16 protein-coding genes are annotated in these 14,062 nt (G+C 66.6%); 5 read left to right on the forward strand and 11 right to left on the reverse strand.

All coding sequences use genetic code 11. The features are described 5' to 3' along the window. Positions 1-2: 2 nt before the first annotated feature. Genes ABZ827_RS05560 through ABZ827_RS05575 form a run of 4 tightly spaced genes read right to left on the reverse strand, consistent with a single transcriptional unit; the run spans position 3 to position 5,399 of the window. Complete coding sequence (locus tag ABZ827_RS05560) at positions 3-1,322, reverse strand: pyridoxal-phosphate dependent enzyme (protein WP_357233114.1); 1,320 nt, start codon at positions 1,320-1,322, stop codon at positions 3-5. Further along, positions 1,319-2,821 (reverse strand): decarboxylase, encoded by a 1,503-nt coding sequence (locus ABZ827_RS05565; RefSeq protein WP_357233116.1) that lies wholly within the window; start codon positions 2,819-2,821, stop codon positions 1,319-1,321. The genes ABZ827_RS05560 and ABZ827_RS05565 overlap by 4 nt, the downstream gene beginning before the upstream one ends. Continuing rightward, the gene (locus ABZ827_RS05570; protein ID WP_357233118.1) at positions 2,818-4,104 is read right to left on the reverse strand and encodes a heavy-metal-associated domain-containing protein; all 1,287 of its coding nucleotides are present in this window, start codon (positions 4,102-4,104) and stop codon (positions 2,818-2,820) included. The genes ABZ827_RS05565 and ABZ827_RS05570 overlap by 4 nt, the downstream gene beginning before the upstream one ends. Further along, on the reverse strand, positions 4,101-5,399 hold the full coding sequence (locus ABZ827_RS05575) for an aminotransferase class V-fold PLP-dependent enzyme (RefSeq protein ID WP_357233120.1): 1,299 nt from the start codon (positions 5,397-5,399) through the stop codon (positions 4,101-4,103). The genes ABZ827_RS05570 and ABZ827_RS05575 overlap by 4 nt, the downstream gene beginning before the upstream one ends. 158 nt (positions 5,400-5,557) lie before the next feature. On the opposite strand from ABZ827_RS05575, the gene ABZ827_RS05580 reads away from it, so the two are divergent. Beyond that, positions 5,558-5,977: a pyridoxamine 5'-phosphate oxidase family protein gene (locus ABZ827_RS05580; RefSeq protein WP_357233122.1), complete on the forward strand. Its 420-nt coding sequence runs from the start codon at positions 5,558-5,560 to the stop codon at positions 5,975-5,977. Positions 5,978-5,983: 6 nt separating this feature from the next. On the opposite strand, the gene ABZ827_RS05585 is transcribed toward ABZ827_RS05580, so the two are convergent. The 3 genes from ABZ827_RS05585 to ABZ827_RS05595 all read right to left on the reverse strand — a co-directional run bounded on the left by ABZ827_RS05585 (position 5,984) and on the right by ABZ827_RS05595 (position 7,842). Beyond that, the gene (locus ABZ827_RS05585; protein WP_357234519.1) at positions 5,984-6,418 is read right to left on the reverse strand and encodes a CBS domain-containing protein; all 435 of its coding nucleotides are present in this window, start codon (positions 6,416-6,418) and stop codon (positions 5,984-5,986) included. Between the two features lie 120 nt (positions 6,419-6,538). Further along, the gene (locus ABZ827_RS05590) at positions 6,539-6,793 is read right to left on the reverse strand and encodes a hypothetical protein (RefSeq protein ID WP_357233124.1); all 255 of its coding nucleotides are present in this window, start codon (positions 6,791-6,793) and stop codon (positions 6,539-6,541) included. Between the two features lie 251 nt (positions 6,794-7,044). After that, positions 7,045-7,842, reverse strand: coding sequence for an SAM-dependent methyltransferase (locus ABZ827_RS05595; protein ID WP_357233126.1), 798 nt, complete (start codon positions 7,840-7,842; stop codon positions 7,045-7,047). 356 nt (positions 7,843-8,198) lie between these two features. Between ABZ827_RS05595 and ABZ827_RS05600 the strand changes: the two genes are divergently transcribed. Then, positions 8,199-8,417 carry a DUF397 domain-containing protein gene (locus tag ABZ827_RS05600; RefSeq protein WP_357233128.1) on the forward strand — a complete coding sequence of 73 codons (219 nt, stop codon included), beginning with the start codon at positions 8,199-8,201 and terminating at the stop codon, positions 8,415-8,417. An 83-nt stretch (positions 8,418-8,500) separates the two neighbouring features. Further along, complete coding sequence (locus tag ABZ827_RS05605; RefSeq protein WP_357233130.1) at positions 8,501-9,391, forward strand: helix-turn-helix transcriptional regulator; 891 nt, start codon at positions 8,501-8,503, stop codon at positions 9,389-9,391. Between the two features lie 106 nt (positions 9,392-9,497). On the opposite strand, the gene ABZ827_RS05610 is transcribed toward ABZ827_RS05605, so the two are convergent. The 4 genes from ABZ827_RS05610 to ABZ827_RS05625 form a co-directional block, all read right to left on the reverse strand. Next, on the reverse strand, positions 9,498-9,725 hold the full coding sequence (locus tag ABZ827_RS05610; RefSeq protein WP_357233132.1) for a hypothetical protein: 228 nt from the start codon (positions 9,723-9,725) through the stop codon (positions 9,498-9,500). Between the two features lie 261 nt (positions 9,726-9,986). Next, a complete protein-coding gene (locus ABZ827_RS05615) occupies positions 9,987-10,646 on the reverse strand; it encodes an SDR family oxidoreductase (protein WP_357233134.1) in 660 nt (219 codons plus the stop codon). 19 nt (positions 10,647-10,665) lie between these two features. After that, complete coding sequence (locus ABZ827_RS05620; RefSeq protein WP_357233136.1) at positions 10,666-11,169, reverse strand: DUF2599 domain-containing protein; 504 nt, start codon at positions 11,167-11,169, stop codon at positions 10,666-10,668. 136 nt (positions 11,170-11,305) lie between these two features. Further along, entirely contained in the window at positions 11,306-11,551 is a 246-nt protein-coding gene (locus ABZ827_RS05625; RefSeq protein ID WP_357233138.1) for a hypothetical protein, read from the reverse strand. A 412-nt stretch (positions 11,552-11,963) separates the two neighbouring features. On the opposite strand from ABZ827_RS05625, the gene ABZ827_RS05630 reads away from it, so the two are divergent. Together ABZ827_RS05630 and ABZ827_RS05635 are read left to right on the forward strand one after the other, a co-directional pair. Further along, positions 11,964-12,839, forward strand: coding sequence for a helix-turn-helix transcriptional regulator (locus tag ABZ827_RS05630; protein WP_357234522.1), 876 nt, complete (start codon positions 11,964-11,966; stop codon positions 12,837-12,839). A 189-nt stretch (positions 12,840-13,028) separates the two neighbouring features. Then, a complete protein-coding gene (locus ABZ827_RS05635) occupies positions 13,029-14,036 on the forward strand; it encodes a transcriptional regulator (RefSeq protein WP_357233140.1) in 1,008 nt (335 codons plus the stop codon). Positions 14,037-14,062: the final 26 nt, after the last annotated feature.

Raw genomic sequence — 14,062 nt, forward strand, 5'->3', positions numbered from 1 at the left:
CCTCAGGTATCCCGTTCCAGCGCCAAGCCCGCCGCGCGCCACCCTGCGACCCCGCCGTCGAGGCTGTACGCGGTATGCCCCGTCCGCTGGGCTGTGGCGGCGAACTGCCGCGAGATATCTCCGGTCGGGCAGGTGAAGACCACCGGGTGCGCCCGGGAGAACGGTGTTCCGTGCGCGAACAGATCCGTGAGCCGGTCGTCGGGAATATTGATCGCGCCCGGTACATGCCCGACGCGGTACGCCATCGCGCCGCGCGTATCGACGATGACAGGACGCTGCGCCCGGGTCATCTCGGCGAGCTCGCCCGGGCCGATCAGCGCCGCCGCGGCGATTTCCGCGGGGCTCGGTGCCCGGCTCGCGGTATCACGGCCGAACAGTTCGGGACGCCGCTGTTTGATGTACGACAGGTAGGGCTCCAGCCGATCGCAGACGATGACCACCGCGACGAGTGGCGATCCGTCGTGGCGTGGGCGCGCGAGGACTTCGCGCGCGGCGGCGTAGGCGGCGCCGCTGGTGGGCCCGGCCAGAATCCCGCAACCGGTGGCGAGCTCCAATGTGGCGTCGATCGCGGACCCGGATTCGACGGTGACGATCTCGTCGTAGAAATCCGGCTGGAAAAGTCCCACCTCCCACATCTCCCGTTCGGAGCGGATACCGGGGATGAAATCACCCCGTTCGGAAACAACCGCCACTGTCCGCAGGTCGGGATGGTATTTGCGCAGGTAGCTGCCCGCGCCCCGGCTGGACCCGGTGGTGCCCAAACCGCCGAACAAGTAGTCGATACGGTCGATTCCGGCCACTGCGAGGTCCTCATGTATCTCCCGGCCGGTGCCGTCGTGGTGCGCGTCGATATTCTTCTCGCTCGTGTACTGCGAGAGATGCCGGAATCGGTCCGGCTCGGCGGCCAGCGCGCGTTCGATCGCGGAGTAGACATCGTTCGGAGTCGTCGGATCGGGGCACTCGGACAGCCCGGGCAGCTCGACGATATCGGTACCGAACAGGCGCAGCAGATCGCGTACCTCCCCGACCTTGATCCGGTTGGTCATGGCCCGCAGGCCGATCCCGTGTACGGCCCCGAGTATGCGCAGCGCCTTGGCCGTGTTTCCGCTGGACGCCTCGATGAGGGTCCGGTCCTGGGCGCGCAGGGTGTCGAGCTCGTCGCGCAACATCCCCCACGCGACCCGGTCCTTCACCGAGCCGAAGGGATTGTGCGATTCCAGTTTCGCGTACAGATCGACGCCGTCGAGCCCGTGCGCGGCCGGATCCAGGCGCAGTAGGGGAGTGTCACCGATCAGTTCGGTGATGTGCTGGTAGATCGTCACGGAACCTCGGGGGATGCTGATCGGGTAGCGGGAAGAATCGGGCGGTAGTCGTCGTCCGGGACGGCCGGGAAACATCCGTCGCGGAAGTCGATCGCCACCTTTTGCGCCGGGGGATGCATCGCGGCCGGACCGGCCGATAGGTCCATGTGATAACCGGCGGTGTTCGGGAACACGATCAGATCGCCGGGCCGAGGGCACCACGGTAGCCATATCTTGTGGGCCGTGACGAGATCGCGTTCGAGACAGAGCCGGCCGGCCAGATAGACACCGATCGGGTCGCCCGGTGGTGCCGGCCGGGGCCCCGGCAGCAGCAACGGATCGGCCATCACCTCTTGATCGGCCGGTGTCACCGTATCCCGGCTGAGATCGAGATGGACGAGCACACTGCCGTCCGCGGCCTCCTTCACGAATTCCACCCGGGCGAGGGTGATCCCGGCGTTATCGGTCAGAGCCTTGCCGGGTTCGAGCCAGATCTCCAGCAGGTTGTCCGTGGCTACCCGGCCGATACTGCGCCCGTCCTGGCGCTCGAGGGGAGCGGCGAGCAGTTCCGCCAGCATCTCGTCGGCCGCGACGGTGTCGGCGTACTTGTGGAATACCGGTGTGCCGCGCACCGAGGCGCCGTCCACGTGGTATCCGAAGGTATTGGTTCCCCAGCTCATCCGGGGACCGCGTCCGACGAGCCCGTCCCGCAGCCGTTGTACATAGTCGTCGAATCGGTCCGCGTCGGCGGTGAAAACCTGCCGCAGCCCGCCACCGATATTCAGTACCGAGGGCAGAAGATCCCGGGCGTAGGCCTGTTCGAGAAGTTCGAAGCAGATATCGGCCGCGCGTACACGTTCCGCTGTATCACCGGTATCGAGATGAAAGGCCAGACCGCGGAAATCGAGCCGGTCACGGTGGTCGCCGAGCACAGCGAACGCCTGATCCACCGCGTCCACCGGAATTCCGAATCGGCTGACCTGGGATCCGGGGAAACCGCTGACCCGCAGCAGCACCGGGATCCGCGCGTCCTCGGTGAGCCCGGCCAAGGTCTGCAGTTCCCATTGATTGTCGACATTGACCGTGACGCCGCTGCCCGCCAGAACGCGCAGGAACGCCTCCCCTTTCGGGCCCGTCACCTCTATCCGGCCGGGCGGGAACCCGGCCCGGCGGGCCGACTCCAGCTCGCCGGCCGACGCCACGTCCACGGATGCACCCAGGGCCGCGGCGGTGCGGACGAACGCCTGGGAACGATTGACCTTGTGTGCGTAGCAGATTCGATACTCCACCCGCGCCGCATCGAGAACACCGGTCAACCGGGTGAGATTGCTGCCGAACACCTCCGGAAACAGCATATGCAGCGGAGTCCCGAACCGGTCGACGACGTGCTCGAGCGCTGTCCGGTCGGCCAGGAAGGCGCGGACCGTCGGGTCCCAGCGCGCCGGCAACCCGGGCGGCTCACCGGCTCCCGTGGGAGTGGCCCGGCCGGTGGCGATCGGAGGATATCGCCCCGCGCTCATCGCGCCGGCCTCGTGCCGGGGGGATCGGGTCGTTCGCTCATCGGGTTGTACCCGCCGTCGCGCAGCGCTTCGAACGCCCGGACCCGATTGCGCGGGCTCCGGAATTCCGCCACCACCCGTTTGCTGTCCAGATCGATATCGGCCACCGGGATCGCCATGGATTCCAGCACCCCGCCGATTGTGCGAACACAGTGCTTGCAGGTCATATCGGGTACATAGAAAACCCGGTCCTCGGCGGCGACGGGTCCGTCGCTGGGGCCGTCGGCGTGTGCCGGCGCGGCCACCGCTTCGCACCGGCTCGTGAAATCGGTGAACGCCTCGACGAACCGCTGGACCACCAGCGGCAGCAGGCTGTAATTCACACCGCCGGACCGATACGAGGCCGTGGCCGGGCACGACGGTCGTTCGCCCGTGGGAAGCAACGCGTACTGGCGGGATATCAGGTCGAGGTCGTCGTGATAATGGGCAATGGCTTCCGGGACCGACAAGCCCTCCTCGGTGGTTGCCCGCCGCATGATCCGGTGGGCGTCGGTAATGGTCGCGTCCTTCATCGCACGCAGGGTCGCGATTGTCCGGGCCGAATACCGGATCGCGCCCGCGTCGGTCACCCGCAGCGTCACCGGGATCATGCCGCGCCGGTAGGTGGAGGCCTGCAGTTCCCAGAACCAGCGGGTCGCGACTGCGGTGAAGATTCCGGAATCGCGGAGCCCGCGAGCGAATTCGGACGCGGTCCGATACGGGGTCCGGCCCGCGAGCAGGGCGTGCTGGGCCAGCGCCCGTCCGGCGGATTCGATACCGACCCGGAAGATATCGATCGGCTCGTGATCGGTGGTGGTCGCTGCCAGCACCGCGCGTGCACCGGGCCCGAGGCCGGCGATACGTTCGGCCAGACCTTCTTCGGCTGCGAGCTCCTCCCAGAGCAGGAGCACGGATTCCCGGGTGGCGATCGGCACCAGCGGGCCGAGTCCGTCCGCTCGATAGAAACCGGTGTTGGGAATTCCGGCGCTGTCGGTCCAGGTCATGCGGTGGGTGGCGGAGGTGACCTCATCGGCTCGGCAGGGACGCATGAACTGTTCCAGATACAGGCGCTGGGAGACGGTGAGGTGGCTGTCCGGTTCAGGACGCAGTTCGGTCGCCGTGTATTCGAAACACCGGACCTGGCGCGGTAGAGAGGTACCGAACAGGCCGGGCCGGGCGAGCCGGGACAGGATCTGCGCGGTGGCCCGCCGGTCGTAGCGGGCTGTGGGGGCGCCCTCGGCGGTGGTTCCGGTCTCGGCGGTCATACGAACTCCTCGGCCAGGGCACGGACGCGGTCGGTGAAGTGGTCGATATCGGCGAGACCGGTGTAGATATGCGTACTTACCCGCACCGATCCGGTTTCGGCGTCAGCCGCGGCCGGAACGCAATGTGTTCCGGTGCGGACCAGGAAGCCGTATTCGGCGAGAACGAAACCCAGGTCGGCCGCCGAGATTCCGTCGAGCGTGAACGAGACGATCCCGTATCCCGTATCGCCGGCGCCGTGGCCGGGGCCGGGTAGGAAATCCACACCGGGCACATCGCGTAGTCCATCGAGCAGCCGCCGAGTGAGTATCCGGTTGTGGGCGGCGACCGCGGGCATACCGTAGGAGTCGAGGGCCTCGAGGGCCGTGCCGAGCGCGAGGATGCCCGGGATGTTCGGGGTTCCGCCCTCCAGCAGCCCCGGCATCCGCCCGGTTTCGAAGCCGTCGGTGGTGAGCCGAGCATCGGTCGCTCCGCCCGGCAGGAACGGACGTAGGTCGGGGTGCACGCGGCGATGGCAGTAGAGGACGCCGGTGCCGGGTGCCGCGAACATTTTGTGCCCCGCGAAAACCGCGAAATCGGCGCCCAGTGCCGCGACGTCGACGGGTAGGTGGCCACCGCTCTGGCTGCAGTCGTAGCAGACCAGCACCCGGTCGGGTATCCGGTCGCGGAGATCGTCCAGCGCGGTCAGGCCGCCGAAAACATGGTGTAGATGGCTGACGGTGAGGAGTCTGGTGCGCGGCCCGATCTTATCGGCGATATCGGCGCTGTCGGCCCGGCCGGACGGTGTCATCCGGTAGGGGACGAGTTCGATCCTGCGGCCGAATCGGGCGAGCGTATCCCGTAACAGGTACCAGGGGAGAACATTCGCGGCGTGATCCGCCGGACTGTACAGAATCTCGTCGCCGTCGCGGAGCGCCGTGAGACCCCAGGAGAGCGCGACGGCGTTGAGTGCGGCGGTCGCCCCGGCGGTGAAGACTATTTCCCCGGGGTCGCCGGCGCCGATGAAGCGCGCGGTCCGGGCGCGTACCGCGGCGATCTGCTGTGTGAGTGCCGTGGCCCACGGGTAGGTGCCGCGGGCGGCATTGGCCGTCGCGGACGCGTGGTAATTCCGTACGGTATCGATCACCGACCGGGGTTTCTGGGTGGTGGCCGCACTGTCGAGGTAGACCTCCCCGGCCTCGGCAAGTGCGGGAAAGGAATCGCGTACCTGCGGCGGGAACAGACCGGCCGGTGGGAATTCCGGCGATCGGGTGACCACCGGAGCCGGGTGGTCCGGCCGAGATGGCGAGAATTCCATCGTGACCGCTCCTTCCGCCGATTCGCCGGACTGCGGACAACGATACCCATCGTCCGGGCTCCCGCCCAGTGTGCTTGGCCCACAATCAGTTTGGCCACCGCCCGGATCGCATGCCGAGGTTCCCCGGATATGTCGGTGGGTTGTATTACGGTGCCCGTATGCCCCTCACTCCGGAAGAACGTCAGTCGTTTCTGGCCGAACCGCATATCGGTGCGCTGTCGGTATCCGCGGGCCTGGACCGTGGGCCGCTCACCGTGCCGATCTGGTATCAGTACACACCGGGCGGCGAGTTGTGGGTGCTCACCGGCCCGGAATCGGAGAAAATGCGGCGGATCCGGTCGGCGGGGCGATTCAGCCTGATGGTGGAGCGGGTACAGCCGTCGGTTCGCTATGTGAGCGTGGAAGGGCCGGTCACCGGTATCGGACCGGTATCGGATGCCCGGCATCGCGAGATGGTCGCACGCTATCTCCCGGCGGAACAGATAGAGGGCTACCTCGCCTATGCCGCTGCCGAACTCGGTGAGCACGTCATGGTTTCCATGCGCCCGCAACGATGGCTCTCGGCGGATCTGGGCTGATCGGGTTCAGTACCCGCGCTGCAGGTATCCCACCAGCTGCTCGCGCTCGGTCGTGAGCTCCGACAGCGCGCTCTTGACCACATCGCCGATGCTGACGATGCCGGCCAGGCGTCCGTTGTCGACCACCGGGAGATGGCGCACCCGGTGTTCGGTCATGATCCCGCGGAGCCCGTCGACGCGATCGTCCGGTGTGCAGGTCCGGACCGTGGTCGTCATTATCCGTGCGACGGGCGATTCGAGCAGGGAGGTGCCGTACCGGTGCAGGGCGCGGACGATATCGCGTTCGGAGACGATTCCGGCGATTTCGTTGCCGTCGGGTGAGACGACGGCGGCACCGATGTTCTGTTCCGCCAATAGTGCCAGCAGGGCACGGATATCCGTGTCCTGCGCGACGGTCACGACGGCGCTGCCCTTGGTATTGAGGATCTCGGCGATTCGCATGGTCACCATCCACATGAGCGCGGGATTACAGAATCCCGCGTTCGACCCCCGAATACCAGCACGAATCGGCATCGACCGAGCACCGGAATATCGGCTCGGGCAACACCGGCCGCTCGCCGGTCATTCGTCGTCGAGTCCCGCGGAAAGGTAGGCGGCGGCCGCGAGCCACTGCCGGCACTGCGGCCCGTGTACATCATGGATGTGCAGGATGGCGCGGGCCTGGCGGTAGGTGAGTACCGGTGGTTCCGCGCTGCAATCGGAGCCGGCCTCGGGTGCCGCGACCCGGTGTGGTGGTTCCGCGTGAAGTCCCAGGGGGCGGGGGCCGGGGACGCTGCCGACGGCGTTCCGGGGGGGACTTCGGAATGGCTGGATCATTCGATTGCCCCTCACGTGCGATATTGCGGGGAGCGATGGTCCAGTCCCTGAAATCGACTGGGAAAGCATTGCGTATCGCTCCTTACGGTGGTCCGAGTCTAGGCTGCCGTAGCTTGCAAATGCAAGTACATCTGTAAACAACAGACGAAAAAACATCTGTGGCGTTACGCGCCCGGCTCTCCCGGCCGTCGCAGTGGCACTGGGTTTCTCGGGCCGGCCGGGCCGGACACGCGGCACCTGCCGATTCCCGGTCACGGCTTTCGTGCCACACCTCCGTATGCCGGGATCGGCTGGATGTCTTCGGCGCCGGAGGTTTCGGGTCGCCACCGGGGCACCGATACGAAGCCGGGCTCCAGCAGTTCGAGTCCGTCGAAGACGGCCCGAATCTCGGCTTGTGGCCGGGGCGTATACGGACCGCCGCCGGTATCGCTGTAACCGGCGCACAGCCGGACATAGGCGTCGGTGTCATCGGTTCCGTCCCAGAGGATCAGATAACTCCCGGCGGGTGTCGCACGCAGGACGGTGTGCACGATCCGCAGCATCTCGTCGGAGGACTGTGCGTGGCCGAGGACGCCCATGAACATCACCGCCAGCGGCCGGGTGAAATCCAGGATGTGGCGGGCGTCGGCGACTACGAGTTCCGGGTGCCGGTAGTCGGAGTCGATATAGGTGGTGACGCCCTCGTCGGTACTGCTGGTCAGCAGCATACGGGCATGCGCGAGTACGAGAGGGTCGTTGTCGACATAGACGATCTTGGATTCGGGTGCGACGCCCTGTGCGACCTCGTGCGTGTTCTGCATGGTGGGCAAACCGGTGCCGATATCGAGGAACTGGCGGATTCCCTCCGTCTCCGCCAGAAATCGGACGGCCCGGATGAGGAACCGCCGTGACTGGGTGGCCATAGCGGTGATCCCGGGGTAGATGGCGATACCCGCGTCACCGGCGATCCGGTCGGCTTCGTAGTAATCGGTACCGCCCATCCAGTAGTTCCAGATGCGCGCGTAGTGGGGGATATCGGTTCGGATGGCGCGATGGTGATCATCGGACACGGCGGGCTCCTCGGCGGTGCGTGGTCGGAAGCGTGCCGGAGGTGCGCCGCGGCCGGCTCCCGGGGCGTGGTGGAACCGATCTCGTCTTGTGACGGTACAAGACTCGCCGGTCCGCACTCGGGGCGACGCGCGGCCCGGGCCGACAGGCGGTTATCGCCCGCGGTGTGGCCCGAACCGGCGCGGCAATCCGGGTCGCCGGGGCTCCGGCGTGGTATGCGGAATCCGTGAACGCGCATCGGCGAACTTCGTGCTATCGTCCTGATGTCGGTGCAGATGCAAGAACACCTGCGAGTGCATCTGTAAGGACCGGCGTATGCGACTGTGGTGTCAGTGACCATGAGCAAGGAGTGGGTCCTATGTCGGAAATGATCAATCAGGTGATCGGAGATTGGCGGAAGAGCACCTTCAGCAATCCGAGCGGGAACTGTGTCGAGTTCGCCGAAGCCGCCGGTAACCAGGTGGCCGTGCGTAATTCGCGCTTCCCCGACGGGGGTGTCCTCTTCTATACGCGCCCCGAGATCGAGGCGTTCCTGCGGGGCGCGAAAGCGGGAGAGTTCGACGATCTGGCCGTCTGAGAGGTAGCATGGGCCGTCGGCGTGGTGCGCCGCGGAATTCACTGTGGCGCACCGTGGGTTAACCCGAAAGCGGAGACGACTCCATGATCGCAGAGCCCGGGAATCGTGGCGGCAGGCAATCCGTCGAGGCGGAACGTGGCCCCACTGTTCTACGTATCGCATTGGGTGGGCAGTTACGTAAACTGCGTGAGAGCAAAAGGATCACCCGCGAGGCCGCGGGTGACGCGATCCGCGGTTCCCATGCCAAGATCAGTCGGCTCGAGCTGGGCCGCACAAGCTTCAAAGAGCGGGATATCCGGGATCTGCTGACGCTCTACGGCGTCACCGACCCCGAGGAAAGAGAGAGTTTCCTCGATCTCGCGCGTAAAGCCAACGAACCGGGATGGTGGCATCGCTTCGGCGATCTGTTGCCCTCCTGGTTCGGTACGTATCTGGGCCTGGAACAGGCCGCGAGCAAGATTCGCACCTACGAATCCCATTTGGTCCCCGGTCTTCTGCAGACCCCGGACTACGCGCGGGCCGTGGTGACTCTCGGCTACGAGGACGCCGATACCGATCGGCGAGTGGCCTTCCGGCAGCGCCGCCAAGAGATTCTGCACCGGGCGGATCCGCCCATTGTCTGGGCGGTTATCGATGAGGCGGCTCTGCATCGGCCCGTCGGAGGCGCCGAAGTACACCGCGCGCAGATGGAACATCTGCTCGAGCTGACCCGGCTTCCCAATGTGACCATTCAGGTGGTCCCGTTCTCCGCCGGTGAACATCCCGCGGCGGGAAGCTCATTCACCATTCTCCGGTTCGCCGAGGCGGAATTGCCCGATATCGTCTATCTGGAACAGCTTACGAGTGCGCTGTATCTGGATCGGCGTGAGGATTTGGCGCTGTACCTCTCGGTGATGGACCGATTGAGTGTGCAGGCCGCTACTCCGGAGGCATCGCGGGCGATTATCGCCGACTACACGAAGGGTCTGTCGTAGCAGGCCCGTAGCGTGGATCCGAACAGTGCGGATCCGAATTATTTGGAATTCGAGAGAGATCACACCGCCCCGGCGCCGAGCCGCCGAGACGGTGGAATTCGCCGCGTCAGGCCTTGATGAAGGTCGAGGCCACGCGCCAGAACGTATCCGGTTGCAGCGCGCGGAAATCCCAGTCGTCGGCCAGTGCGTGGACCGTGGTGACGATCTGGTCGATATCGAAATCGTCACGTGTTGCGGCGCCGGTGGATTCGATTGCGTCGATGACGAATTCGACCGCGGTCTCACGCGTCGAACCGGTGCGCGGGTGGCTGCCGCGGACGCCGAATGTACTCATATCAATACCGTTCGCCGGCTTGCCGATCGGGGCGGGATCCATTCGGGCTGAACTACTACCGAATCTGTTCGGATCCGCTGGGCTGTCCCGCAGCTGTGGCAGTAAACCACTGGCGAATGTTGTCGTCGGCTCACTCACGCGGCCTCCCCTTGTTATCCCCTGTATAGCGGTGTGGGATGAGTCTAGGTCGGGAGTGCTTTCAAATGCAAGTACATCTGCACGATCGATTCTTTGTGTCCGAACGGTTTTCGGGCGGTCTCGTCAGGTCCTCAGGGCGGCAACCGCGGCTTCGATCGGCGTACTGCCCGAGACGAGTTCCAGCGTCCGAGCAGCGGTGTGTGGCGCGTCGAGTAGTGCGAGAGTCACGGCGGCCACATCGGTGCGGGGGATTTCGCCGCGGTCCAGCCGCGGTGGTGCGAGCGTGACCGATCCGGTGCCGGGTTCGTCGGTCAGGCGGCCCGGACGGAGGATGGTCCAGTCCAGGTCGCGGCTGCGCAGATCGTCCTCGGCCTGCGTTTTGGCCTCTATATAGGCGGCCCAGACTTCATCGGTACCCGGTGCCGGGGGTAAGCCGGTGCCCATGGCCGAGATCTGCAGGAAGCGGCGGGTTCCCACCCGTTCGGCCGCCTCGGCGAGTAGTACCGACCCGTCACGATCGACGGTGTACTTCCGGGTCGCGCCGCTACCCGGACCGGCTCCGGCCGCGAAAACCACTGCGTCCGAGCCCTGGACGGTCGCGGCGAGGTCGGTCACCACTGCCTGTTCCAGGTCGAGGACCACGGGTTCGGCGCCGGTGGCGTAGACCTCGGGCGCGTGTGCCGGGTTACGGATCAGGGCAATGGCGCTGTGTCCACGGCCGGTGAGCTGTGCGGCGAGCAGCAGGGCGATCTTGCCGTGTCCGCCGGCGATGACGATACGCATATCGGGCTCCTCTCGTTTCTCAGCGTTCGGGTCCGCCGGGATTGCAGGCAGCGTCGACGGTCGCGTCGTAGCCCACGGGCGGTCGCCAGGGTTCCAGGTTCCAGGTCGGTTTATCGGGTGCGATGAGCCGTGCCCACTCCCAGTGGCAGCGGAACTGGTCCCACATTCCGGGTGTTTCGGCCGCCGGATCCAGGGTGCGGATCTCCTGCCATGCGCGCAGGTCTGCTCGGGGGAATGTGGTGTCGCGGCCGGCGCGGGTGGGATGAACCATGAGACGCGGACCGTCGATATTGGATGTCCATTCCAGATGGTCTATCAACGGCACACCGGCATACGGGTCGATTACCGGGGTGACGGGGCTCGTGGTCGTCCGCAGGGAGGATGTGACCGGGAGATCCGCCGTTGTGCCGGGTTCCGCCGATGTATCCGGTGCCGGTGGATCGGCTGTGCCGCAACCGGCGATCAGTACCGCGGACAGGAGGGCGAGCGCACCGGCCGCACGGGATGCGGATTCGGTCGGCATACACGCTCCTGCGTCGGGTTCCGGCGACCTGGGGCGGTGCCGGTTACCCCGAGCTTAGAGGGAACGGTCGATATCGTGCGGCTGCCCGGGTGCGTGTGGCGCCGCTGGGGGGATGCAGTGGGGGGTGTGGCTCCGATCAGCGCCACAGGCTGTGACACGGCAGCCGCCGCAGGCCGGGCCTGATCTTGCTGTCCACTGTCACCGTGAGTCCGGCGTAGACTGCCGCCGAGGTGAACTCCCAGGCTTCGGTATTGGTTGCCGCGTACTCCAGGACGAGGGAATTGTCCGGGGCGGGTCCGTCGAAGTAGACCGTTACCCGGCGTGTGAGGTTCTCGCGAGTACTGTTGTCGCGATCGGCCGTGGGCGATGTCGTGGCGTCCACTGTCGAGCCTCCTTCCGGGCAGCGTCACCGTTGACGCCGTTGTGTGTAACTCTAAGTCCGCACCATGGGTGAGAACATGTTCCGGAATCGGGTCTGGGCGATTCACAGCCCGCCGTCGATCGTCTCGGGCTGGGTCACGAATGAGGGGGCGGCCGCGTGGGTGCCGGCAGTCACGTTTGTGTTGTATGACCGGCACGTGGCCGGACCGTTGCCGCAGTGGTAACGCTGAGCTGCACGGATACGCGAATCTCGTTCACGCCACAGGTGATTCGTTTGGTCCCCTGTGCCGCTCCCATGCGAAACTCGAATAATGGGTGCTTCTGGGATGCGATCGGCGTTGGAGACGGCTGCCTCGACCGGATCGGGGTTCCCGGCACGTGCCGGGGTGGAAGGAGGCCCGACGGTGCTGCGGATGGTGCTCGGGGGCCGGTTGCGCCGGTTGCGGGAAGCCAGCGGGCTCTCCCGGGAGCAGGCGGGTGACCATATCCGCGGATCGGATTCGAAGATCAGCCGACTGGAACTCGGGCGCACCAGTATTCGCGAACGTGATCTGGTCGATCTGCTCGGGCTCTACGGGGTCACCGATCCCGAGGAACTCGCGGCGTTCCAGGAGTTGGCCCGGCAGGCCAACACCTCGGGGTGGTGGCATCGGGACAACGATTGGCTCCCGAAGTGGTTCGATATGTACTTGGGCCTCGAGCAGGCCGCGCAGGTGATCCGCTGTTACGAACCGCGCACGGTACCCGAACTGCTACAGACCCCGGATTATGCGCGGGCGCTGCTGACTCTCGCGCATCCGGCGGAAGCCGAGGAGGCCATCGAACGGCGGGTGGCGTTGCGGATGCGCCGGCAGCATATTCTGACCCGGGCGCACCCCCCACATCTCTGGCTGATCGTCGAGGAGGCGGCGCTGACCCGCCGGATCGGCGGTTCGCGAATCTGGTCGGCACAGATCGACCAGTTGCTGGCCACGGCCCGGCAGCCGCATGTCACGGTGCAGGTGCTGGCCGACCATGTCGGTGGTCCGGCATTGGCCGACGGCGCCTTTACCTATCTGCGGTTCGCGGAGGCGGATCTGCCCGATATCGTCTATCTGCAACAGCTCACCGGCGCCCTGTACCTGGACAAACAGGCCGATCTGGACGCTTATCGGTCGGTGGCGAACCAATTGTCGGTGCATGCCGCGCCGCCCGAACACACGCCGGGCCTGCTCGCGGCGCTGCGGCGCCGGCAGCCGCGGATCCTGGACCAGCCGCTGCGCCGCGAGTCCGGTCGCGGCGGTCACTGAATCCCGTGGATCGTGCCGCCGTGGAGGCGTAGCGGTGCAGCCCGGCACGTCGTCGGACCCGAGTGTTCCCCGTGCCGTTACCTCTTTGTGATCGAACCCAATAGGTAGTCGGTCTCCTGATGAACTGTCCGGACTAACCGTGGAAGGGGCCATCGCGCCCGAACTCGAGGTTACTGTCCAGTAGTTATGGTGGTCAGTAAGGCAGCCGGTTCCGGGAGCGCAGACCTGGAGGCCGAGCTCGTGGCACATTTCCGGTGCCCCGGACCGGATTCGGAAGCGGCCGATATGGTCACCACCGTCCGGCACTGTTTCTCGGCGGCAGTACAGGATCTCGGCACGCGGCCCGCCGCGGCGCAGGCCGCGATCAGTGCCGCGGCCGCGCGGTGGGCACGTGAAGGTATCGCACTGGAGTCGGTGCTCGCGGCCTGTCACGACAGCGCGCGGGGCGCTTTCGAATATCTCGCCGCGCGAACGGCCGAAGCGGTCGCGCGGGGAGAGGCGGTGGCCGATGCCGCCCGGCTGCTGGTACGGGTCGTGGAGGTCGTGACCACAGCGGCGGCTACTGCGTACCTGGATGAGCATCGGGTCGTCGCGCGCGAGCATCAGACCTCGGCGCAGACTTTGGTCGCGGCACTGCTGAGTGGGCACGGAGTCAGTGCGCTCGCCAGGAAGTCCGGTCTCCGGGTCGCTCCCGCGTATCAGGTGGTGGCACTGGCCATCCCACCGAATTCGGAGGAATACGGGGGTGGCCCCGATGCGGTCTCGGCCGCCCGCCGGAAACTGCGCCGGGTACAGGCGGCGCTCGGGCAGCCGCTCGGGTCCCGCTCACTGTCACTGCTGCGTGCCGACGGTGGCACGGTGCTGATTCCGTTGGAATCGGCGCACGAGAGCGGGGCCGGCCCCGGCGCCGGGGTGATGAGCGCGGACGTCCTGCAACTGGTGGCCGAGGCCGCGGAGGTTCCGCCGACCGCGGCCGTTGCCGCGGGTCCGACCGCGAAGATCCCGGAACTGGCCGGCCGCGCGCACGAGGTGCTGGACCGCCTGTGCGCGGGCGGCCGGCCACCCGGCCTGTACCGGATCAGCGAGGGCGCGGCACTCGAGCCGGACGGTTTCGCGGCAGATGCGATGCGGCTGCGGCGGCTGCCGCTGGTGGCCCCCGGGATGCGATCACGTCCGGGCAAACCGGGGGCCGCGTGACGGTGGATACGAGCGTTTCGGCGAGG

Source organism: Nocardia sp. NPDC019395 (assembly GCF_040632335.1).
In the GTDB taxonomy this organism is placed as follows: Bacteria; Actinomycetota; Actinomycetes; order Mycobacteriales; family Mycobacteriaceae; genus Nocardia.

What these genes read in the sequence shown, in the direction of transcription:
- ABZ827_RS05570 (WP_357233118.1), bottom strand. Translation starts at nt 4,104, where the DNA reads ATGACCGCCGAGACCGGAACCACCGCCGAGGGCGCCCCCACAGCCCGC.
- ABZ827_RS05590 (WP_357233124.1), bottom strand. Translation starts at nt 6,793, where the DNA reads ATGATCCAGCCATTCCGAAGTCCCCCCCGGAACGCCGTCGGCAGCGTC.
- ABZ827_RS05605 (WP_357233130.1), top strand. Translation starts at nt 8,501, where the DNA reads ATGATCGCAGAGCCCGGGAATCGTGGCGGCAGGCAATCCGTCGAGGCG.
- ABZ827_RS05630 (WP_357234522.1), top strand. Translation starts at nt 11,964, where the DNA reads ATGGTGCTCGGGGGCCGGTTGCGCCGGTTGCGGGAAGCCAGCGGGCTC.
- ABZ827_RS05620 (WP_357233136.1), bottom strand. Translation starts at nt 11,169, where the DNA reads ATGCCGACCGAATCCGCATCCCGTGCGGCCGGTGCGCTCGCCCTCCTG.
- ABZ827_RS05585 (WP_357234519.1), bottom strand. Translation starts at nt 6,418, where the DNA reads ATGCGAATCGCCGAGATCCTCAATACCAAGGGCAGCGCCGTCGTGACC.
- ABZ827_RS05575 (WP_357233120.1), bottom strand. Translation starts at nt 5,399, where the DNA reads ATGGAATTCTCGCCATCTCGGCCGGACCACCCGGCTCCGGTGGTCACC.
- ABZ827_RS05565 (WP_357233116.1), bottom strand. Translation starts at nt 2,821, where the DNA reads ATGAGCGCGGGGCGATATCCTCCGATCGCCACCGGCCGGGCCACTCCC.
- ABZ827_RS05610 (WP_357233132.1), bottom strand. Translation starts at nt 9,725, where the DNA reads ATGAGTACATTCGGCGTCCGCGGCAGCCACCCGCGCACCGGTTCGACG.
- ABZ827_RS05615 (WP_357233134.1), bottom strand. Translation starts at nt 10,646, where the DNA reads ATGCGTATCGTCATCGCCGGCGGACACGGCAAGATCGCCCTGCTGCTC.
- ABZ827_RS05600 (WP_357233128.1), top strand. Translation starts at nt 8,199, where the DNA reads ATGTCGGAAATGATCAATCAGGTGATCGGAGATTGGCGGAAGAGCACC.
- ABZ827_RS05580 (WP_357233122.1), top strand. Translation starts at nt 5,558, where the DNA reads ATGCCCCTCACTCCGGAAGAACGTCAGTCGTTTCTGGCCGAACCGCAT.